At 41.3% G+C, this 15,437-nt stretch carries 13 protein-coding genes; 4 read left to right on the plus strand and 9 right to left on the minus strand.

The genetic code is table 11. The annotated features are described in order from the left end of the window. Nucleotides 1–179: 179 nt before the first annotated feature. Nucleotides 180–842, minus strand: a complete 663-nt coding sequence (locus SFC47_RS25045) for a DUF559 domain-containing protein (RefSeq protein WP_411257260.1) — start codon at nucleotides 840–842, stop codon at nucleotides 180–182. Between the two features lie 635 nt (nucleotides 843–1,477). On the opposite strand from SFC47_RS25045, the gene SFC47_RS25050 reads away from it, so the two are divergent. Then, nucleotides 1,478–2,713 (plus strand): MFS transporter, encoded by a 1,236-nt coding sequence (locus tag SFC47_RS25050; RefSeq protein ID WP_411257261.1) that lies wholly within the window; start codon nucleotides 1,478–1,480, stop codon nucleotides 2,711–2,713. An 83-nt stretch (nucleotides 2,714–2,796) separates the two neighbouring features. After that, complete coding sequence (locus tag SFC47_RS25055; RefSeq protein ID WP_411257262.1) at nucleotides 2,797–3,885, plus strand: serine hydrolase domain-containing protein; 1,089 nt, start codon at nucleotides 2,797–2,799, stop codon at nucleotides 3,883–3,885. 136 nt (nucleotides 3,886–4,021) lie between these two features. On the opposite strand, the gene SFC47_RS25060 is transcribed toward SFC47_RS25055, so the two are convergent. The 7 genes from SFC47_RS25060 to SFC47_RS25090 all read right to left on the minus strand — a co-directional run bounded on the left by SFC47_RS25060 (nucleotide 4,022) and on the right by SFC47_RS25090 (nucleotide 12,993). Continuing rightward, nucleotides 4,022–5,131, minus strand: a complete 1,110-nt coding sequence (locus SFC47_RS25060) for an amidohydrolase (RefSeq protein WP_411257288.1) — start codon at nucleotides 5,129–5,131, stop codon at nucleotides 4,022–4,024. Between the two features lie 120 nt (nucleotides 5,132–5,251). Further along, nucleotides 5,252–7,042, minus strand: coding sequence for a hydantoinase B/oxoprolinase family protein (locus SFC47_RS25065; protein WP_411257263.1), 1,791 nt, complete (start codon nucleotides 7,040–7,042; stop codon nucleotides 5,252–5,254). Between the two features lie 4 nt (nucleotides 7,043–7,046). Next, a complete protein-coding gene (locus SFC47_RS25070) occupies nucleotides 7,047–9,095 on the minus strand; it encodes a hydantoinase/oxoprolinase family protein (RefSeq protein WP_411257264.1) in 2,049 nt (682 codons plus the stop codon). A gap of 12 nt (nucleotides 9,096–9,107) precedes the next feature. After that, on the minus strand, nucleotides 9,108–9,722 hold the full coding sequence (locus SFC47_RS25075) for an isochorismatase family protein (protein WP_411257265.1): 615 nt from the start codon (nucleotides 9,720–9,722) through the stop codon (nucleotides 9,108–9,110). 26 nt (nucleotides 9,723–9,748) lie between these two features. Next, nucleotides 9,749–10,351, minus strand: a complete 603-nt coding sequence (leuD, locus tag SFC47_RS25080; protein ID WP_411257266.1) for a 3-isopropylmalate dehydratase small subunit — start codon at nucleotides 10,349–10,351, stop codon at nucleotides 9,749–9,751. Continuing rightward, nucleotides 10,339–11,772 carry a 3-isopropylmalate dehydratase large subunit gene (gene leuC / locus SFC47_RS25085; protein WP_411257267.1) on the minus strand — a complete coding sequence of 478 codons (1,434 nt, stop codon included), beginning with the start codon at nucleotides 11,770–11,772 and terminating at the stop codon, nucleotides 10,339–10,341. Before leuC ends, leuD begins: the two co-directional genes overlap by 13 nt. Nucleotides 11,773–11,784: 12 nt before the next feature. Then, nucleotides 11,785–12,993, minus strand: coding sequence for a CaiB/BaiF CoA transferase family protein (locus SFC47_RS25090; RefSeq protein ID WP_411257268.1), 1,209 nt, complete (start codon nucleotides 12,991–12,993; stop codon nucleotides 11,785–11,787). A gap of 254 nt (nucleotides 12,994–13,247) precedes the next feature. On the opposite strand from SFC47_RS25090, the gene SFC47_RS25095 reads away from it, so the two are divergent. Then, nucleotides 13,248–13,901: a GntR family transcriptional regulator gene (locus tag SFC47_RS25095; protein WP_411257269.1), complete on the plus strand. Its 654-nt coding sequence runs from the start codon at nucleotides 13,248–13,250 to the stop codon at nucleotides 13,899–13,901. A gap of 155 nt (nucleotides 13,902–14,056) precedes the next feature. Next, nucleotides 14,057–14,953: a hydroxymethylglutaryl-CoA lyase gene (locus tag SFC47_RS25100; RefSeq protein WP_411257270.1), complete on the plus strand. Its 897-nt coding sequence runs from the start codon at nucleotides 14,057–14,059 to the stop codon at nucleotides 14,951–14,953. Nucleotides 14,954–14,982: 29 nt separating this feature from the next. On the opposite strand, the gene SFC47_RS25105 is transcribed toward SFC47_RS25100, so the two are convergent. Then, complete coding sequence (locus SFC47_RS25105; protein ID WP_411257271.1) at nucleotides 14,983–15,387, minus strand: VOC family protein; 405 nt, start codon at nucleotides 15,385–15,387, stop codon at nucleotides 14,983–14,985. Nucleotides 15,388–15,437: the final 50 nt, after the last annotated feature.

Genomic DNA, 15,437 nt, shown 5'->3' on the forward strand with positions numbered 1-15,437 from the left:
ATTTTCCGCTTAAATTTGGAATGGAGCTCGTTTCTGGTCATATAAGGGGAGGATTTCCGGTTATTCTAATTAGAATAACCCATTTTGACGTTTTTTTAGTCAATAGACGGAATCTCTCCGTCTATTTCAGTTAGATTCAATGCTATTTTCAATTTAAGCGGAATTCTTCCGTCTATTTATTAGATTGGGCGCTTAACCTGATCCCCCAATCGATAAGAGCGAACCCTCTTGACCCCCGATGCAGGCATCAGCAACTTTTCACAGACTAGTTGAGTAAGTACCTTTTTAACCGTCTTGTCACTTAACTTCAAATACATCGCGATTTCAACTGGGGATATAGCTTCTCCTTTTCGAATCGCCAGCCGCAGCACTTCTTTTTCGAGATAGGACAGAGAGGTTTGGTCCAGTTCATCACCCAGCCATCGGCCGATCACTTGCTGAACAATTTGCTGGCATCGCCGAGGATTCTCTTTAACTTGATCAAAAGAAAAACGGATCACGGTCCATCCGTCAATCACTAACTGGTTTTGACGTTCCAGGTTATCTGAAAATTGCCATCTGCTTATGTTCTTGAGATGAGGGCCATACCCGTCGACCTCAAGACAAAGCCGGATTGCGGGCCGAATATAAGCAAAATCCAAATACCTTTTCCCATCCTTGAAATCATCGACTTCATATTCTGGATGAAGATTCTTGAAGTGTGAAAATACTGGCCACCATACTTGCTGCAAAAACAATTTTTCCGCCTGATTGTGCCCCTCTTGTAAACGCCGCAGCCGTTCACCGGTTCTTACCTGCAAGTGAGCATTCAAAAAGGTCTGGTATTCATCTTCAAATCCCATAAAATTCTTCTCCTATCTAATGGATTAATTTAAACTTTGGAAAAAATGAATGAATGTAATAGAGAGGTATAATGTGACTTTTAATCGGAGGAAGTAAACGGCAAATAAGGACTTGTGGAGTAGCTTATTCGATTTAATTCTAGCAATAAAATTGTAAATAGATACTTTTTTCATAGTACAATATTCTTCAAATTTCGACACACATCTGCGCTAATAAGGAGAACAGTGCCAGGCACCGTTTGCTTTTTAAATTAAGAACCCTTGCCCTTTAGGTGACCAGCGAAAATAAGCGGAGATATTCCGGTTAATTTTAAAATGGAGCTCATTTCGGGGTAGATAAGCGGAGGTTTTCCGCTTATGCACAACAAAATTTCATATTTTATCAACTTTTGAGGCAATAGTCGGAAATCCTCCGTCTATTTGGACTATTTTTAATGATAAAAAATAATTAAGCGGAATTCTTCCGTCTATTCATCCACTCTCGGTCTGGCCCTTAACTTCCATTCAAACAGTGCCAGGCACCATCCGCCATTAATAGCTATTCACTCCATCCAAAAAAAGTCACTGTTCTAATAGAATTATATGGTAATATATTCCTATAAAAGGTAAACAAAAAGGATAGAATGGGGATAGCGATGTTGAAAGGAAATCTTGAAATATTTAAGAATAAGAATTTTTTACTATATTGGTTCAGTGCATGGTTTACCTCATTAGGAGACTCCATCTTCATCATTGGATTATCCTGGTTACTCATTGAAAAAACAGGTTCTCCATTAGTTGTCGGTACATATTTGTTTATCGTAGGAATATCAAAATTGATTTTCATCCTAATTGGAGGAATTATTACCGATAGATTTGACGCAAAGTATTTAATGATTTATTCCAATATCATTCGTGCCTTTCTTATCCTTATGTTAGTAGGAATCAGCTTTACAGATCATTTTTATGTTTGGGTGGTGTATGGAATCGGGGCAATATTTGGAGTGGTTGATTCCGTTGCCGAACCAGCAGCAATTTCATGCAGAACACGTATCGTTAAAAAGGAACAATACACCCAGTCGATGAGCTTACTGATGATTGCGAGCAATGTATCTGCGGTCATTGGGCCGATGATCGGTGCTGGTTTGGTAGCGATTGGTAATACGCAGATCGCCATTCTCATCAATGCCTTAACCTTTATCCTATCCGTTTTGTTCCTCGCAAAGGTCTCATTTGGAGAATTTAAAAAGGAAGATACAAAAACAAGTATGTTAAAAGATGTACAAGAAGGCTTTCACTATTTTACACATACACCAATTATCTTAACGATGGCCATCTTCGCGTTTTTTGCAAATGCAGCAGTTGGTGCTGCCCTATTGAGTATTCCCTTTTTAGCAGAAGAAATGAATTTAGGTGTAAAGGGATTTGGATTAATGAATACAGCGATTGGAGTCGGGAGTGCGATTGGAGCATTAATCTTTTCTGTGTGGAGCATACGGAAACCTAAACCCTATATGACGTTGTTAACTTGTTTCTTTCAAGGAATCGTGATCTTGATGATTGGTTTCACAGAAAATTTATGGCTAATCATCATCTTATTTGCATTATTAGGCATGCATGAAATGGCAGTTAATGTGATTGCTCCCAGCGTAAACCATTCGATTATTCCGAAAAAACTTTTTGGCAGGGTCATAAGTGTAATGATCCTTGTGATGTCTGGTTCCGTTCCCATTTCACAAGCTATCGCAGGATGGGCCATGGAATGGAGTAGTCCAGCTGCGATATTCATAGGAGGCGGTTTAATAGAAATGCTAGCTGCAGCTGTTATTTTTTGCTTTCCATTTGTAAGAACCTATGAAATGACAAAGTCTTCGAAAGGGATAGCAACCTAAAACTCTATTATGATGAACACTTCCTAATAGAGAGGTTTTTATCAGATAACAATTTATTTGAGAAGAGGAGGGGTTGGAATTTTATGAGAAAGTTTTTTAAAATTGTCCTAATTTCCGTTCTAACGCTTGTAGTTTTTGGTGGTGCCTCATTGTTATTCTTCGGTCGTGACAGTCATGGGAACCTTTCTGGAAGTATTCCAGAACAAATTGATCAGTATTTGTCAAATCAAGAATTTCAGGGGACTGTCTTGATCTCCAAGGACGGAGAAGTCCTATTTAAAAAGGGTTACGGAGCGGCTGCCCCTAATGTGCAAAATAGCCCAAATACTTTATATCAGATAGCTTCATTGTCAAAGTCGTTTACAGCTGTTGCAATTATGCAACTGGCAGAGAAGCAACTGCTAACTGTTGATGACCCGCTTGCGAAATATTTCCCTGACTTTCCAAATGCCGATACTATCACAATCGGCCATCTACTAAGTCATAGCTCGGGAATTCCAGATTACCTTAATCCAGATTATCAATTTGATTTTAGTAAAGAATGGGAACCAGATGAAATTCTTGATATTGTACGTAATGACAAGTTGGAGTTTACCCCTGGAGAGAGCTTCAGCTATAGTAATACTGGTTACGTCCTGCTGGGACTCATTATTGAAGAAGTAAGTGGGAAACCATATTCAAACTATATAGAAGAACATATTTTTAAACCGAGTGGTATGCATAATTCCATGTTCACCATTCCAGAAGGAGCCCAGGCAGCAAAGGGACATGTGGAAGGGAAATTTGGACCGCTCATGCATAATTCCGCAGCATATGCCGCAGGGGATATTATTTCTACCGTCGAAGATTTGGCTCTCTTTGATGAGGCCTTACGCCAAAACTTGCTAGTAAATGAGGAAACTACAAAATTAATGGGAACAACCCATGCTTCGAAATTTCCCTATCAATATGGGTATGGTTGGTATACGCAGGATGTTTTGGGTCATAACGCGGTAGGTCATTCTGGTGGATTCCCAAGCGGCTTCCGTCACTATATTGTGCGACTCCAGAACGTGGACCTTACGGTTATTGTGCTTAGTAATGAAATGACCGTGAATTCAAAGACTATTAACCGTAATCTTACTTCTATTGTTCTACAAAAACCTTTATGGATTTGGGAAGAGCTTCTTTGAGTAGATTTTATATAACCTCTCTGTCTATTTTTGACAGAGAGGTTTATGCGTTGCTGTAGTATTGATAGTGTGGATGATTCATTAAAACATATATTCAGTGGCTCAATTTACCTAACATACCTGCCATATAATACCCTCATATTTCTCCAAGTCCCTTGAAAAGTTCCACCGCGGTTTCAATGATCTCATCCCTGAAGTCATACTCATAGGTGTGGATATGCGGGTAGTTTTCACCGTTTCCGATGTAGAATATAGCTCCTTTCGTCAACTTCGTATAGTGCCCGAAATCTTCTGAAGCTCGGAACGCTTCCTTCATCTCAACCAACTGATATCCTTTTTCACAACTGACTCTACGAATCTTGTCCGAACTTTCTTTGTGATTCACTGTTTCCGGAAATTCATCGTGGTAGGAAAAGCTTACCTTCACCCCGTATTTTCCCGCCTGCTCAACTGCAAGATCTTCAAGATTTTTCTGAAGAGTATCCAGTTCCTCTTCATATAGCGCACGGATCGTTAAAAGAAGCTCACCTTTACTCGCTGCTAACCCAAATGCTCTTTCCCCAATGTTTACGTGAACAACAGTACAAAGGACCAGACCTTTATTTTTCCCTGGAGAGGTCAGTTCTGGAATGGCATCAATAATCTTAGCGATCGCAAATGAAGGATTCACTCCATCCTCAGGCTGGCTGGCATGAGCAGGAGAACCTTCCATGTGGATAATCATGCCCTTGGATGCACAATGAGCGGTTCCATCGATGACATTAATAGAGTTAAAAGCCATTCCGCTCATATTATGATAGGCGAAAATTTCTTCAATGTTATGTTCCTTAATTAAAGGAGCACATTGGATGGCGCCATCACCAGTTTCCTCACCATGCTGGAAAAGGAAAAAGATGTTTTGGTCCGTACCCTTTTGGTCGACTTCCAGTGCCAATCCTGCTAAGCTTGCCGCATGCCCATCATGTCCGCATTTGTGGGATACCCCTGGATTCTTAGATGCATGTGGAATGTCAATAACCTCAGGCATCGGAAGCGCATCAAAGTCAGCACGAAACGCAATGTTCTTCCTATCTTTACCTGCTCGATATACCGCATAAAACCAAGCACCTTTATCTACTATTTCAAGCTGCGTATGCTTTTTCAGAAAATGAATTAAATGCTGTTTTGTCCAAACCTCTTCATTCGAAACTTCAGGATGCTGATGCAATTCGCGACGCAGCTGTTTCGCTAATTCTAAATTTTTCACATCCAAAATGTCCTTCCCCCTTTCTGCCTATTAAACTTCTATCTACCAATTGTAATTGAGCCGTACAAAAAAATCAGCCCTTCTTAATAGAAAGGGCTGAACATGATTTAACGAAATATTTTAGATTTGACGATTCGCTACAACTTCATCTCTATTTCCATAATCAAAGTTTTTCAGTTCTCCACGCGAGTTACGAATTTCCTGACGCAATGCTTCCGTCTGCTCTTGTTGGATTTCAAACGTCTCTGGATTCAATACGACTCCATAGGAATCTCTTGCCTTCTCGATGCTTGCTAATTGACGGATAACATCCACTCTTACTTTTTCAGGATCTCTTGCTAACGGATCTCCCCAGCCGCCGCTTCCGCCGGTAACAAATAAAAGCTGGTCTCCTTTTTCTACCTCAATATGGTCCACTTTGGACTCTAGGACAATTTTTTCCTGACTGCCATTTCTGATCAGCAGTTTGTAAGAGGAAGACCCTGGTTCACCGCCATTAATGCCCCATTGCTGCAGTGCTGCCCGATCATCATGAATCGATACAGTTCCTGATGATAAGAACGTATATAGTTTTTCATTACAGTTTCCGCCGCGGTGTAAGCCAGCGCCGCCAGAGTCTTTACCTGTTCGATAATATTCCACTCGGAGCGGATAGTAGGTCTCCAAGTATTCTGTAGGGATATTTACGAATGCCGGCCACCACGAATGTCCGTCCAGACCATCCCCAATTGGTCTTCCTGGGAGCCCTCCGTACATAACCTCCATCAGATGGAAATGTCTATTTTTTTCATCTGTGCCAGAATAGATGAAATACGGACTTGTTCCATATCCCGCAGCCGGGCTGCTTTCCGGAGAATTCAGAGAAAGTGCACCGCTTAAAACATCAAATAAACGGCTTAACGCATGTGTACGACAGCCTAATGCCGCAGGGTATTTTGGACGCAATAAACTTCCTTCCGGTGTTTCGATATGAAGATTGTCATAAAAGCCATCATTAAACATGATTGCGGGGTCGAACACCGAGATGAGAAATGCGCCAATAAACATCTTAAACATATTCTCACTTAGGTAATAGTTAATCGGTCCAGGAGCCTGTGGGTCTGTACCTGTCCAGTCAAAATAGGCCTGGTCTCCTTCTCTCCAGATAGTCAGCTTCATCTTGAATGGACCATTTCCTAATCCATCACTATCAATATAATCTTCGAACGAAACAGGTGTTTCAGGTAAGAAGTTGGTGATTAAATGCTGCATCATCATCTTTGTCCGGTCTAATAAATGGTCCAAAGCGCCAAGATACACATCAGAACCAAAACGATCGCAAACCTCTTTGACGCGCTTTTCAGCTGTACGGCACGAAGCCACAATTCCCATTAAGTCACTATAATTTTCGATTGGCGTACGACTGTTTGTTTTAAGAATCTTGATGATCGCTTCGTTTAATTTTCCTTGTTCGTATAATTTTACCGGAGGAAAACGGACGCCTTCACCAAAAATAGTGGTTGCTCCAACAGGCATACTAGATGGAACAGGTCCGCCGACATCCATCACATGACCAAACATTGATGCAAAGCCTACAATTTTCTGGTCGTGAAATATAGGGACGATGACCATCCAATCGTTCACGTGTGAAATAGAGCCTCCACAGCTGTATGGATCACTTAAAAAGATTACATCGCCTTCATGAACCCCTTCTGGAAAATGAGCAATAACCTCTGGCACATGGGAACCAAAATTCCCAACGACCATTTTCCCATCCGGATTTGTAATCATCGGAAAGCAGTCATGCTGCTCGCGAATAACTGGTGACATGGCAGAACGGAACAGAGTAACATCCATTTCTTCTTTAATATTCTTTAAAGCGTTTTCAATGATATCAACGGTTATCGAATCAACTCTTGTTTTCACGGTCATAAGTTTATACCTCCTTAGAGATTAATAGATTCATATACTTATCAACGGTTGCTGCAAACCCAGGTAAAACTAAGGTGGTACTATCTTTTTGTGTAACGATTGCTGGTCCAGACACCACATTATTCGGTTGAAGCAGATCTCTATCATATAATGGAGTTTTTACAAATTCTCCATCAAAATATGCTTCATGGTTAGGATCAATCACGGCATGACTGGCATCGGAATTACTTGGCTCACTAGCTGGGATGGTTGGTGAAGCTACTTTTCCAATAGATACTGCCCGTAAATTGACAACCTCAATGTCGATATCCATCTTAAATCCATAGATATTTTCATGAATTTCGTCAAATTTGTTTTTGATAAGTGTTAATCCTTGCTCTACTAACTCTTGAAGGTCTACTTGTATCGCAATCTCATGGCCTTGACGGTAGTACCTTACATCTACTTCATGGTTCACGATTTGTCTGTCGGCACTAACACCCTCATCTTGAAGCCAATTACGTGCATCATTGCCAAGAACCTGTAACTCATCCACGAGTGTTTCTTGATCAAGTTCACTCAAAATTCGAATGAAAGTCTTAGAGTATTCATTTCTTATGTCAGATTGTAAGAATCCTAGTGCTGATAATACGCCAGGAGTCGGAGGCACAATGACCGGGAAGGTTCCGGATAAATTTCCTAACGCGTTGCCATGGAGCGGTCCAGCTCCACCTAATGCTACTAAAGCAAACTGACGCGGGTCATGACCCTTTTCAACGGAAACCACTCGAATTGCTCCATACATATTCTCGTTAACAATATCGTAGATCCCTTTCGCAGCACGATATAGATCAATTCCTAATTTATCAGCGACCTTGCTTACGGCTTGTTTTGAGGCTTCAACATCTAAGCTCATTTCTCCCCCAACCAAGCTTGGCGGTAAGTATCCTAGAACAACATTGGCATCCGTAACAGTTGGTTCTGTGCCGCCTCGGCCATAGCAGGCAGGTCCAGGTTCAGAACCCGCACTTTGCGGTCCGACACGAAGTGCCCCAGATGGCGGTACGTGTGCGATGGAACCGCCGCCAGCGCCAACCGTTTCAACCTCTAGCGATGGAGCTTTGACTGGAAATACGCCAACCTTTGTTTCGCGGGCAACCTTTGGCACTCCGTTATAGGTTAAGGATACATCTGTTGATGTTCCGCCCATATCAAATGAAATCACATTTTTATGGCCAATTTGATTACCAATCATGGCAGAAGCTGTTACTCCTCCTGACGGGCCAGACAACATCGTATGTACCGGACGGGTGGCAGCGGCAGGAATACTCATCAATCCGCCATCTGAGCGGACGATACTAACACGGCTATCCATCTTTTCGGCATTTACCTTTTCTTCAATATTGGTTAAATATCTTTGCATCGGAGGACGAACGTAGGAATTCATAACCGTCGTCAGCGTTCTCTCATATTCACGAAACTCTGGTAAAATATCATAAGAGATGGTTACAGGTATGTCTGGGTTAATACTCTGAGCAATCTCCTTAATTCGATTTTCGTGGACCGGATTAGAATAGGAGTTAATTAAACTGATGGTTAAACTCTCTATGCCCTGGCTATATAAATCTATGATTTGTTCCCTGATATCGTCTTCATCTAACTCATGATGCACCTCACCGGAAGCTGTTACTCGCTCTCTCACCCCGCGCGTATTCACAAGGTCTGCCAGCGGTTCCGGCTTTAGAAAACCAATCCAGGCACTAATTGGTGCTGGTGTCCAAGAACGTGCCACATGAAGAACCTGCTCAAATCCAGCTGTGGTTAACAACCCTACTTTTGCACCTTTTCCTTCTAGAACAGCATTCGTTGCAACAGTCGTACCATGGATGATCGTTTTGATTTGGGAAAGTTCAATGCCGACTTCCTGACACACCTTTTTAATTCCATGCATGAGTCCAATCGATTGATCGGAAGTGGTAGATGGTACTTTTGTTACATAAATACTGCCAGTCTCCTCATTTTGCAGAACAATATCCGTGAAAGTTCCCCCAACATCAACAGCTACACGATACATTTTGTTACCCCCTTAAGTTAACTGATTCAAATAATCTATTACCATTTCTAAGGATGTTACATCACCATATTTAGTCTGTATATCATACAAATTTGCTTTGTGTGCTTCAATCGACCTGTCCCCGACACAGTCCTCCGGTACCACTACCTGGTAGCCATACTGCAGGGCATCCACTGCAGTTGCCCGCACACAGCCTGAGGTCGTACAGCCTGTAATGATAGCGGTATCAACTCTTTCACTCGTTAAAAAGGAGTGAAGATGCGTTCCAAAGAAAGAGCTGGCAAATTTTTTTACAATAAGAGGCTCTGAACTTTCATCACGCTCTAGCTTCTCATCCACCTTCACCCATTCACTGTCAGCTGTTAGCAGCTTTAAGGCAGGTATCTTTTTAATAAAAGATCCGCCATCACGAAAATGAGGTTCATAGATCACCGTTGTAAACACTATTGGTACAGCCTTCCTTCTAGCATGGTCAAGTAACGTTTTCGTTGCCTCCAGCTGGCTGGATAAATCCGATCCTAATTGAGATGCAGGATCTGTGAATCCATTGATAAAGTCGACAACAATTATTGCAGGTCTTGCTCCAAATCCAGAAGATTCACCGAACCCTTCGAAAGATTGAGACATACCTTCACTCCTTCTTTACAATCAACCTAAATTTGATAAAAAATCGGATGTTTATCTTCAAATGCTTCAATCTTGGCTGCATGTTCAATGGTCATGCCGATCTCATCAAGACCCTTTAGCAGCATATCTCTAAGATAATCATCTAATGTAAAATACGTTTTAAAGCCTTCGTTATCATAAACTGTCTTTTCTTCTAAATTAACAGATATCTGGTAATTCGGAGTATCCTTTTCTTTGTCAAAAAGAATTTGTATCTCTTCTTCCGAAAGTTTAATAGGCAGAATCCCATTTTTAAAGCAATTATTATAGAAAATATCCGCAAATAAAGGCGCAATAATAATACGGAATCCATAGTCAGCAAGGGCCCAAGGCGCGTGTTCCCGCGAAGATCCACAGCCAAAGTTTTTTCTAGTTAAAAGGATACTGGCACCACGGTACTTAGGATGATTTAGGACAAAGTCTGGGTTATCCTGTTCTCCAACTAAATACCGCCAATCATAAAACAAGAATTTACCAAAGCCTTCCTTATTAATAATCTTTAAAAATTGTTTAGGCACAATCGCATCGGTATCTACATTTTCACGATCTAATGGTGCGACAAGCCCAGTGAATTTCTTTAATGGTTCCATATCACACCTCCTTTAGCTACTTTAAGCTTCCAATTTCGAACATCGGTGAAATGACCATTAATTGCGGCTGCTGCAGCCATTGCTGGACTAACGAGATGCGTCCTGGCACCTTTCCCCTGACGGCCTTCAAAATTACGGTTAGAGGTTGATGCAATCCGGTCCCCGGGATTCGCAACATCTGTATTCATCCCTAAGCACATGCTGCATCCCGGCTCTCTCCATTCAAAGCCGGCTTCTAGAAAAATTTGATCCAGCCCTTCTGCCTCAGCTTGAGCTTTAACTACTTGTGAACCTGGAACCACCAATGCCCGAACACCACTTTTCACCTTGTATCCGTTTGCAATTTTTGCAGCCTCGCGCAGGTCTTCAATCCGGCTGTTTGTACACGACCCAATAAAGACGGTATTAATCGCTATATCTGTTATTCGTGTCCCCGGTTCGAGCGCCATGTATGCTAACGCCTGCTCTGCCATGTTTTGTTTTCCTGCTGGCAGGTCATTAGGAGAAGGCACTGCACCAGTTACAGGAGCAACAAGCCCTGGATTTGTCCCCCAAGTCACTTGCGGAACAACCTCACTAGCGTCAAACTCTACTGTTAAATCAAAGACTGCATCCTCATCTGAAAAGAATGTCTTCCAGTAGGACAACGCTTTATTCCAACGCTCACCTTTTGGACTTTTCGGCTTATCTTTTAAATAAGAAAACGTAATTTCATCTGGTGCAATCAGACCCGCACGTGCTCCAATTTCAATCGACATATTACAGATGGTCATACGTTCTTCCATAGATAATTTCTTAATTGCGTTACCTCGATATTCAATGACATATCCTGTGGCAAAGTCATGTCCATATTGGCCAATTAACGCTAGAATTAAATCCTTAGCAGCAGTTCCAATAGGTAATTCCCCATTAATATTGATGGCTAGTGTTTTAGATTTATATTGTTTTAGAGTCTGGGTGGCAAGGACATGCTCAACCTCACTGGTGCCAATCCCAAAAGCAAGTGCTCCAAATGCTCCATGGGTCGCGGTATGGCTGTCCCCGCAGACGATGGTTTGTCCCGGCTGCGTGACACCCTGCTCGGGAGCAATGACGTGAACAATTCCCTGATTATTGCTATTTAAGTTATACAACGTAATACCAAATTCTTTGCAATTGGCTTCTAGGGTATCTACCTGTTTTTTAGCAATAGGATCTTCAAATGGCAGGAACTTCGATGTGGTTGGAATGCTATGATCCAGAGTCCCTAATGTTCTGTCTGGACGCTTTACTTTTCTGCCCTTTGCACGAAGTCCATCAAATGCCTGTGGTGTTGTTACCTCATGAATCAAATGTAAGTCAATGTAAAGAATAGCTGGCTGCCCTTCTTCTTCATGAACAACATGACAATCCCATAACTTTTCGTACAATGTTTTCCCCACGGTACTCCCCCATTAGATAATATTATTTCTTGTTAATTCCTCAATTTTTGAAGAATCAAAACCTAATAGATTGCTATATACCTCTTGATTATGCTGCCCCATCGTAATGGCACCTACATGCTTTACCTTACCTGGTGTCCGGCTTAATTTCGGAACCACTCCAGGCATCGGGAAGTCGCCTAACTCCTCGTGTTTCACATTAATGATCATTTCTCTCTCTTTATATTGAGGATCTTCAAGAATTTCTTTGGCCGAATAAATAAGTCCGCTTGGAACTCCGTTTGCTTCAAGGATTTCTAAACAAACTATTGCTGGTAAAGTCTTCGTCCAATTTTCAATGAGTTGGTCGAGCTCCGCCATATGGTCACTTCTAGCGTGATGAGTGGAATACTTTGGATTTTCAAACAACTCCGGCTGCTCCATCGCTTGGCAAAGACGCTTAAATACTCCATCCGCATTAGCCCCAATAACGATGTAGGTTTCATCCTGTGTTTTGTAGATGTTAGATGGTGCCACACCAGGCAGAATATTCCCCATTCTTTCACGTACATAATCCGCAAGCAGATAATCTGGAATGATACTTTCCATTACCGAAAAGACCGACTCATAAAGGGCGGTATCCACCACTTGGCCTCTGCCGGATGTATGTCTTTCATTTAAGGCCGTTAAACATCCGATCGTAGCGAATAACGCTGCTAATGTATCTCCGATAGAAATACCAATCCTTGCTGGTGCCCGGTCAGGGAATCCCGTTACATAACGCAGACCGCCCATTGCTTCCCCAACACTGCCGAAACCAGCGCGGCTTTTGTATGGGCCGGTTTGTCCAAACCCAGAAGTTCTCACCATAATGATTCCTGGATTAATTTCGGATAATTCCTCGTAGGATAAACCCCACTTTTCCATCGTACCTGGACGGAAATTCTCAATCACAACATCTGCATCTTTCACCAGTTCCTTAAAGATCTCTTGTCCTTCTTTTACCCGGAGATTTAAGGTAACGGATTTTTTATTTCGAGATTGGATTGGCCACCATAGACCATGCCCATCCTTTTGTTTTCCCCATTGTCTCATCGGATCTGCTTTATCAGGCGGCTCGATTTTAATAACCTCAGCTCCAAAGTCTCCTAAAAGACGTCCAGAAAATGGACCGGCTAAAAGTGTACCAAGTTCCAATACACGTATTCCCTGCAATGGCAGCCTTTCATTCGTTTCACTCATATAAGACACCTCACTAGTTTTGTATACAATCTATGCAAAATACTATGTAAATCGATTTCTATTTAATTGATATATTACAGCCTAACAATATAGACGTCAACAATAATTCTCAAAATTCCAACAAATCCGTTATTGATTATTTTTAAAATTGTATACAAATTTCATTTGTTTGCTATAATGGTGGTAGATATTTTAATCATTATGGTAGTTTATTAATAGATAAAAAGTTTTTACCTTAAAGGGGAATACAATTTATGGACGTGTATGCTGAGATCCGTGGCGATATCCTGAATGGGGTATTAGCTCCAGGAGAGAAACTCCGAGAAGAAAAATTAGCCAGTATGCTTAACGTAAGCCGCACACCACTCAGAGAAGCAATTCGCAGATTAACAGTAGAAGGACTTTTAATTTATACACCGAATCGCGGCGTGACTGTCAGAAGTTATACACTAGATGATGTCATTGATGCCTATAACTTACGCGCTGTTGTCGAAGGGTATACCGCTAGTTTAGCCGCCTTAAATCGAGAAAGTGAGCAAATACCTCTATTGGAAGAAGCGAATGCCATTTATAAAAGTGTCATTGAAAATGGCTTTAAAGTTGGAAAGAAAAATACAGACGCCATCTTAAAGTCGAATAGTCAATTTCACGATATCATTGTATCGATGTCAAAAAGCAGTTATGTAAAGAATGTCCTCAGTTCCTTAGTAGCTATACCTGTTTTATACCGGGGATTTTATTGGTTCGACGAAGAGGATTTAAGACACTCGATTCAGCACCACGACAGCCTGATTATCGCGATTAAAAATGGCGACCCAGAGCAAGCCAAAGTAATCATGGCCAGCCACTTATACCATGGACGGGATCGGGTTGTTCATTACAGTAAATTAAATCAATCCAAAGTTTAGAAGGGTAAAGTGCAGGACTGCACTTTACCCTTTTTGTATACATTTTTTAATTTTTAAAGAAACTTTTTGATAAAATATTTACATTTAACTATATATTGTATACAATTTTAGTAAATAATTTTTAGAAAAATAAAAAAATCAGGGGGGGTTTTTGAATGATACATATCAGTGAAGTTGGTCCGCGTGATGGTTTACAGAATGAAAAGAAAATCCTGCCAACTGCCCAAAAGGTAGAATTAATTAATCAGCTTGCATCTGCAGGAATCAAGAAAATCGAATGTGTTTCGTTCGTGAATCCTAAGATTGTCAAACAAATGGCTGATGCCGAAGAAGTAATGGCGCAGATTACAAGGGTTGAGGGAGTATCTTATGGAGGGTTGGTCCTTAGCCAATCAGGATTAGACCGTGCACTAAAATCGAATGTGGATTTTTTAAATGTGGCAATGGCATCGAGTAATACCTTTAATCTAAAAAATGCTAAAAGAACCGTGGATGAATCCGTAGCTGAACTTTCAAAGGTGATTACCACGGGTGTTGAATCTGGTATCGAAATGATTGGGGTAATCGGAACGGCTTTTGGCTGTCCTTATGATGGGGTTGTTCCAAAAGAGAGAGTCCTTTCTATAGCGGAGAGGTTTATTGAAGCTGGCTGTAAAGAAATTACGTTAGCTGATACAACGGGAATGGCCAACCCGAAACAAGTCGAGGAGCTCATTGAATCCTTCTATCATCACTTTGGAGATTCTGTTATACTCGCTCTTCATTTTCATAATACCAGAGGTCTTGGCCTTGCCAATACTCTAGCTGGCTGCCAGGCTGGAGTCCGTCATTTTGACTCTTCAATTGGCGGATTAGGAGGCTGCCCGTTTGCACCAAAAGCCGTAGGGAATGTTTGTACGGAAGATATGGTGAATATGTTTCATGAAATGGGAATCCAAACCAACATCGAACTGGAGAAACTCATTGAAACGGCCCTTTGGTTAGAAAAAGAAATTGAACATACACTTGATGGAATGGTTATGAAAGCTGGAGTACCTTGTGTTATCGCATAAAGGAAGCGAACAGTGCCTGGCACTGTTCGCTACGCATTACTCACTTTACCAAAATAAACAATTTCCCAAATATGCCCATCGGGATCTTTAAAGTGTCCTGAATATCCCCAATCATGATCCTTTGGCTGATTCGGTAATATGGTTCCACCATATTCTGTGGCAGTTTTTAAAATAGAATCAACCTCTTTCTTACTTTCAACCGCACAGCTAAGAATTACATTTGAAGACTTTTCAAGTGGATTCGATTGATTGAACTCTTCAAGCTCTGTACGAAGATAGAGCACTAATGATAGATCGCCTTCCAACCCAAAAATAACATGGTCTACACCTTCAACTAACTCTTCCATTGGTAAACCTAATCCATCTTTATAAAAGGCTATCGACTTTTTCAGGTCATGAACAGCAAGTGTAATGATATTAATTTTCGGTTTCAAATGATATCCTCCTGTTTTTCTGATGAACGCGAAAAGACTTGGACTAGTGT

The organism is Neobacillus niacini, assembly GCF_046591715.1.
GTDB lineage: Bacteria > Bacillota > Bacilli > Bacillales > Cytobacillaceae > Neobacillus > Neobacillus niacini_L.